Origin of the sequence: Frankia sp. AgKG'84/4 (genome assembly GCF_023242965.2) — a bacterium.
Taxonomy (GTDB): Bacteria; Actinomycetota; Actinomycetes; order Frankiales; family Frankiaceae; genus Frankia.
Window position 1 is genome coordinate 1 of record NZ_JALKFU020001236.1, and the last position, 2,398, is coordinate 2,398.

Below are 2,398 nucleotides of genomic sequence, written 5' to 3' on the forward strand. Positions count from 1 at the left end.
GGGCCCCGGGGACGCCGACGGCGCGCTGGCGTCGGATCTGGGCGGCGACGGAACCGGCGCCGCGACCGACGTCGCGTTCGCCGTGGCGCCGCTGAGGCGCGTTCGCGGTCCGGGGTTGGGCCGGCCTTCCGTGGGCGTCGGCCCGTTTCGGGTCGCAGGTGGGTCGTCGCGTGGGTGCCGTGGTGGCCGGCCCGCCTCCCCACCCGTCGATGTGAGCTTCATCACATGATGATCGTCATGTGGATAAGGTTGTCGACGCGGCGGTGGGTAACGGGGTGTGTCCCTGTGGATGTCCTGTGGGAAAAGGATGATCCTGCTTCGCGGGTGGAAGTCAAGATGTCGCGGTGGGTATGCGGGTTGGTATCACTGATGCATGGCGCTGCTGCACCTCTTCGTCGACCAGCCTTCCTCCGTCGATTCCGTCCGGGTCACCGCCCCGCCGTCCGTCCCGCCCTCCGCCTCTCGTGCGAGCACCGGTGCGGGCGGCCGGTCGCTGTCCTCGGATGCCGGGACCGGCGGGCCCGACCGGTCCCGCCGGGGCCGGGGCCGGGGCAGGTCGGGGCGCGTCGCCCTGGTGGGGGCCGAGAAGCTGGTGGGGGCCGAGGAGCTGGGCGTCCGGGTGGCGCCGGCGTCTCCTGCGGGGGGGCTGGCGGGGCTGCCGCCGAGTGTGGCGCGGGTGGCGGCGCGCACCCGGTTGTCCGCGGAGCTGCTCGCGGCGATCCTCGAGGTCGATGGGCGGAGCCGGGCGAGCCTGGACGATATGGAACGCGCCGACGCGCTCGCCGAGCGGCTGCTGGTGCGCCGCGGGCGGCGACTCGCGGGTGGCGGCGAGGGCGCGCGGCGCGTCTCGGCCTAGGGTGGCGGGCGTGGCAGCGATGACGCGGGAGCAGTGGCGGGAGTTCGTCGCGGTGGGGACGCGGACGGGCAAGCTGGCGACGGTGCGTGCCGACGGGCGTCCGCATGTCGCGCCGATCTGGTTCGTCCTCGATGGCGAGGACATCGTGTTCAACACCGGTGCGGCGACGGTGAAGGGCCGGGCGTTGCGGCGCAGCGGGACGGCGGCGTTGTGCGTGGACGACGAGCGGGCGCCGTTCTCGTTCGTCACCCTGTCCGGTCCGGTGCGTCTGTCGGAGGATCTCGGTGAGGTGGCGCTGTGGGCGACGCGGATCGCCGCCCGTTATATGGGGGCGGAGCGGGCGGCGGCTTACGGGCAACGCAACGGGGTACCTGGGGAGCTGCTGGTGCGGTTGACCCCGACATCGGTGGTCGCGCAGCGTGATATCGCGGAGTAGCGTTGTTCGGCGCCGGCCGGGCGCGTCGGGTGCATGGCGTTCAGGTGGTGCGGGCGGGCCGGGTGTGGTCGGGTGCGGTGTGCGGGGTGGCGATGAGCAGCAGGATCTCGTGCACCCGGGCGGCGAGCAGCCGGGACGGCCGCAGGTCGAGGATCGCGACGATCTCGTCGAGGACACCGCCGGCGGCGGCGGGATCTTCGGTGACCAGGGTCGCGGCGAGCGCGCCGAGTGCCCAGCCGCGGTCGAGGGTGGCCGGTGCGGTCAGCGCGACGGCGCGGGCGGCGGCGCTGCGGGCGCCGGGGACGCGTAGGCGGGTCATGGCGTCGGCGACGACGACGGCTTCGCGGCTGTCGTCGAACGGCGGCCAGCCGGGGTTGCGTAGCGCGCGGACGTCGGGGCGTTCGTGGAGGCGTAGCAGGGCGTGGTCGAGGGTGGGTTCGTCGCCGGCGGCGGCGGCGATGGTGACCTGCAGGGCGGCGGCCCAGCCGTCGAGGTAGGGCTGGCGGGTCGCGGCGGCGCGGGCGGCGGCGGTGCTGGCGTGTCCCAGGCGTCCCTGGGCGTAGGCGATGAGGGCGTCGAGGCTGTGGGCGGTGCCGGTGAGCAGCCGGTCGTCGAGGTGTTCGGCGCATTGGGCGGTGAGGGTCGCGAAGCGCCGGGCGCTGGTGTCGTCACCGGTGTCGGTGGCCAGGAAACCGAGGTAGAACGACAGGTAGCCGGCGACGCGGGTCAGTTCGCGGTGCACGGCGGTGCTCAGGCGGCGTCCGAGGGCGGCCTGTACGCGGCGCCAGTCCCCGATGAGGGGGCCGAGCAGCTCGCTGTGGGGCTGGTGCAGCAGGGTGGTGGAGTAGCGGTAGAGCCGTTCGTCGTATTCGGTGAGGGTGAGCGGGTCGGGGTCGGCGAAAGCGATCTCACGGGAGATCATCGCGGCGGCGCGTCCCGCGGCGGACAGGCCGTAGCGGTCCGGCGGTGGTGTCGCCGGTGGCTTCCCGGTGTCCATCTCTCACGTCCCCTCGCGTCGCGGCCGGCGTCGTGTGCCGTGCCGGGGCGGCGGTCGGCCGCGTCCCGGCAGGTCGCTGACCGCCCGCCCCAGGCCGTCACGTCGGCGC

At 74.4% G+C, this 2,398-nt stretch carries 3 protein-coding genes; 2 read left to right on the forward strand and 1 reads right to left on the reverse strand.

Annotated features, from left to right (window positions below; all coding sequences use genetic code 11):
* Positions 1-373 precede the first annotated feature (373 nt).
* Together MXD58_RS31495 and MXD58_RS29150 are read left to right on the forward strand one after the other, a co-directional pair.
* A complete protein-coding gene (locus MXD58_RS31495; protein ID WP_374616812.1) occupies positions 374-856 on the forward strand; it encodes a hypothetical protein in 483 nt (160 codons plus the stop codon).
* A gap of 19 nt (positions 857-875) precedes the next feature.
* Positions 876-1,292, forward strand: coding sequence for a PPOX class F420-dependent oxidoreductase (locus MXD58_RS29150; protein WP_248840467.1), 417 nt, complete (start codon positions 876-878; stop codon positions 1,290-1,292).
* A gap of 40 nt (positions 1,293-1,332) precedes the next feature.
* Here the strand turns inward: MXD58_RS29150 and MXD58_RS29155 are convergent, their stop codons facing one another.
* Positions 1,333-2,289: a hypothetical protein gene (locus MXD58_RS29155; RefSeq protein ID WP_248840461.1), complete on the reverse strand. Its 957-nt coding sequence runs from the start codon at positions 2,287-2,289 to the stop codon at positions 1,333-1,335.
* Between the last annotated feature and the right edge of the window lie 109 nt (positions 2,290-2,398).